Here is a 3415-nt window from a genome sequence, read left to right on the forward strand (position 1 = left end):
TGTATTATCAAATCTTTAAAATTTTATAAATGTCTAACTTTTCTATGGCACTTCAAACTCAGTTAGCATTTTTTATTCAACAATTTTCTTCTGTTTATAAAGTTGATTAAGAACTAACGATAAAATTATCACAATTAAAGAAACCACATATACCGACTTTAAGCCGCTTAATAAAACTTCTCTTAAAGCAGGAATTAAATTAGGCGCTAAATGTTTAGCTTTATCAGCAGAAACAATATCATTCATCATTCTTTGAGTTAATTGCGGATGATGTGTTACCTGCTTTGCTACAACCATGTTAAATGTAATTCCATATATAGAGACCATCATAGTCTGCCCTAAATATTTCATCAATGTATTAAAACTAGTTGCAACTCCAATTTTATCGCGTCCTACTAAAACTTGAGAACGAACTTGCGAAGCAGTTGTAATAGCTCCAAAGGCTGTCCCATTAAATGCTGCAATCAAACAAAATACCCAAAATGAGGTATAGATTGGAACAAATATTAAGGCTAAATCGGCTCCAACAAGGACAATTAACATATAATCATATGTTTTCTTTATTCCCCATCGTCCAAGCATTCCACCGATTAAAAATGATCCTACAATCCACATTAGCGAACTTGGTGTCACCGCAAATCCAGCAACAGAAGCGCTTGTTCCATTTATTCCTTGCATCCAAGTTGGAATATAGAATTCAAAGCCAATGACTACCCCTGAAATAAGTAAAGTAATCAAATTAATCATTGTAAATTCTTTGTTAGTTAGCATATCTAGTGGCATAATTGGATCTTTTGCTTTCTTCTCCATTCGGAAGAAAAGAATGGCTGAAGCAACAATAATAACTAGTAATCCCAATAAGATTAAATTAAAGCCATTTTCTATTTCTTGTAAGAAGACCATTAAGGCCAATAAAAAGATGACTAAACAAGTTGTTCCTTTTAGATCTAAAGTGGAATCCTTACTTGTCTTTGTTTCTTTCAAAAAGAAGATCACCAGTAAAAAGGCTAAAATTCCTAATGGAACATTAATATAAAAAATCCAGTGCCATGATAAATGTTGAACAATGAATCCACCTAACAATGGTGCAATGACCGAAGCTACTCCCCAAAAACCAGAGTTTAAACCTAGCATCTTTGCTCTTTTTTCAAGCGTATATAAATCAGCAATGATGGTAACAGCTACTGGCTGTACTGCTCCTGATCCGAGCCCCTGAATTACTCGAAAGAGGATTAGTTCCACCATATTCTGTGCAATTCCACAAAGTGCCGATCCAATCACAAAAACAGCAATTCCGAATAGAAATACAGGTTTTCTTCCAAGGCTATCAGCTAGTTTTCCATAAATTGGGGTTGAGACAGCAGTCATTAATAGAAAGATGGAAACAACCCAATTCATGATTCCTAATCCATTTAAATCAGAAACAATTGTGGGCATCGCCGTCGATACAATAGTCCCTTCAATTGCTGTCATAAAGGTCGTTAAAAAGATAGCAATTGTTACAATTTTAGTATTACTTTTATTCTGCATGCTCGCTCACATATGTTTTTAGCGCTTCTACCTTATCTGTATGCTCCCAAGGTAAATCCACGTCTGTTCGTCCAAAATGACCATAAGCGGCAGTTTGACGATAAATAGGGCGCTTTAAGTTCAGCATTTCGATAATACCAGCTGGTCTTAAATCAAAGACATTTCTAACAGCCTCTACCAATAAATCTTCACTTACTTTGCTTGTTCCATGCGTATCAACCATGATTGAAACTGGATGGGCAACTCCAATTGCATAAGCAAGTTGAATTTCACATTGATAAGCTAAGCCAGCTGCCACAATATTCTTAGCTACATATCGAGCCGCATAACTTGCGCTTCGATCGACCTTAGTTAAATCTTTACCTGAGAAAGCGCCGCCACCATGACGAGCGTATCCACCATATGTATCAACAATAATCTTACGTCCAGTTAAGCCAGAATCTCCTTTAGGTCCACCAATAACAAAGCGACCAGAAGGATTAATCAAAAACTTAGTATCCTTATCAAGATATTGAGATGGAATGACCTTCTTAATTACCATATCGATCATTGCTTCACGAATTTCATCGTTAGTTACTGCTGCATCAGTTTGAGTAGAAATAACCACTGTATCTACACGTTTTGGTTTATTTTCATCATCGTATTCTACAGTTACTTGTGCTTTTGCATCAGGTCTTAGCCAATCAAGACGTCCCTCTTTGCGAAGACTAGCAACCCGCCTCATCAATGAATGAGCTAAAGAAATAGGTAGTGGCATTAATTCAGGAGTTTCCTTAATGGCAAAACCAAACATTAACCCTTGGTCACCAGCACCTATTTTATCTAAATCATCTTTGTCCTGGTGGTTTTCACGTGTTTCAAGTGATTCATTAACACCACCAGCGATATCACTAGATTGTTCATCAATATCGACTAAGATAGCACAATTATTACCATCAAAACCAAGTTCAGGACGATTGTAGCCAATCTCTAAAATAGTTTTTCTAACTACAGATTGAATATCTACATACGCAGAGGTTGAAATTTCACCTACAACTAAAACAAGACCAGTAGTAACAGTAGTTTCACAAGCTACACGACCATCTGGATCCTTAGCTAAAATTGCATCTAAAATAGCATCAGAGATTTGATCTGCCACTTTATCTGGATGTCCTTCTGAAACTGATTCCGAAGTAAATAAATGTTTTTCTTTTTTCATAGAGTCCCCCATCTTTCGGTTACAAGGCATCTTCGTTAAAAACGAATCCTTTCGGGACCTTAACCGAATAACAATATATACAATAAAACTTCGTTCATTTGTCTTTAAACACAAAAAAAGGACTACCATATTTGGTAGTCCCGTGAACGATGGAGGATACAGGGCTCGAACCTGTGACCTCCTGCTTGTAAGGCAGATGCTCTCCCAGCTGAGCTAATCCTCCAACAACCATATTTAATATGGCAATGACCCGTACGAGATTTGAACTCATGTTACCGCCGTGAAAGGGCGGTGTCTTAACCACTTGACCAACGGGCCAGATCTCACAATTGAGCACATATATTACTATACCAGATCTTTTTCAAAAAGCAAGTACTTTTTGAAAAAATTTACTCAATAAATGAAATACATATTATGGCGAAAAATATTCTCCAACGGAGTGTGAGAGATTCGAACTCTCGATACAGGTAAAGCCCGTATACATGATTTCCAATCATGCTCCTTCAGCCACTCGGACAACACTCCATTATTTTATTATTGCCATAAACTCCGGCTGTCAGACTCGAACTGACGACAACCTGATTAACAGTCAGGTGCTCTACCAACTGAGCTAAGCCGGAATATTAAAAAAGAGCACGGCGACTGCCTACCCTCGCAGGCAGTTTCCCACCAACTACTCTCGGCGTT

2 protein-coding genes, 4 tRNA genes and 1 riboswitch are annotated in these 3415 nt (G+C 37.4%); all 6 genes read right to left on the bottom strand.

Features of this window, described 5'->3' with window-relative positions; all coding sequences use genetic code 11:
* Nucleotides 1–72: 72 nt before the first annotated feature.
* A complete protein-coding gene (locus CP370_RS08900; protein WP_087713216.1) occupies nucleotides 73–1530 on the bottom strand; it encodes an MDR family MFS transporter in 1458 nt (485 codons plus the stop codon).
* The gene (gene metK / locus CP370_RS08905) at nucleotides 1520–2728 is read right to left on the bottom strand and encodes a methionine adenosyltransferase (RefSeq protein WP_087713217.1); all 1209 of its coding nucleotides are present in this window, start codon (nucleotides 2726–2728) and stop codon (nucleotides 1520–1522) included. Before metK ends, CP370_RS08900 begins: the two co-directional genes overlap by 11 nt.
* Nucleotides 2726–2796, bottom strand: a riboswitch (SMK box riboswitch). It overlaps the preceding gene by 3 nt.
* A gap of 82 nt (nucleotides 2797–2878) precedes the next feature.
* A tRNA-Val gene (locus CP370_RS08910) sits at nucleotides 2879–2951 on the bottom strand.
* A gap of 23 nt (nucleotides 2952–2974) precedes the next feature.
* Nucleotides 2975–3046: transfer RNA gene (locus CP370_RS08915), tRNA-Glu, on the bottom strand.
* Nucleotides 3047–3163: 117 nt separating this feature from the next.
* Nucleotides 3164–3253, bottom strand: a tRNA-Ser gene (locus CP370_RS08920).
* 22 nt (nucleotides 3254–3275) lie between these two features.
* A tRNA-Asn gene (locus CP370_RS08925) sits at nucleotides 3276–3348 on the bottom strand.
* Nucleotides 3349–3415 lie beyond the last annotated feature (67 nt).

The sequence above is a fragment of the Lactobacillus sp. UMNPBX19 genome (assembly GCF_002553805.1).
In the GTDB taxonomy this organism is placed as follows: domain Bacteria; phylum Bacillota; class Bacilli; order Lactobacillales; family Lactobacillaceae; genus Lactobacillus.

Coding starts and splice junctions, on each gene's coding strand:
- CP370_RS08900 (WP_087713216.1), bottom strand. CDS start 1,530: ATGCAGAATAAAAGTAATACTAAAATTGTAACAATTGCTATCTTTTTA.
- metK (WP_087713217.1), bottom strand. CDS start 2,728: ATGAAAAAAGAAAAACATTTATTTACTTCGGAATCAGTTTCAGAAGGA.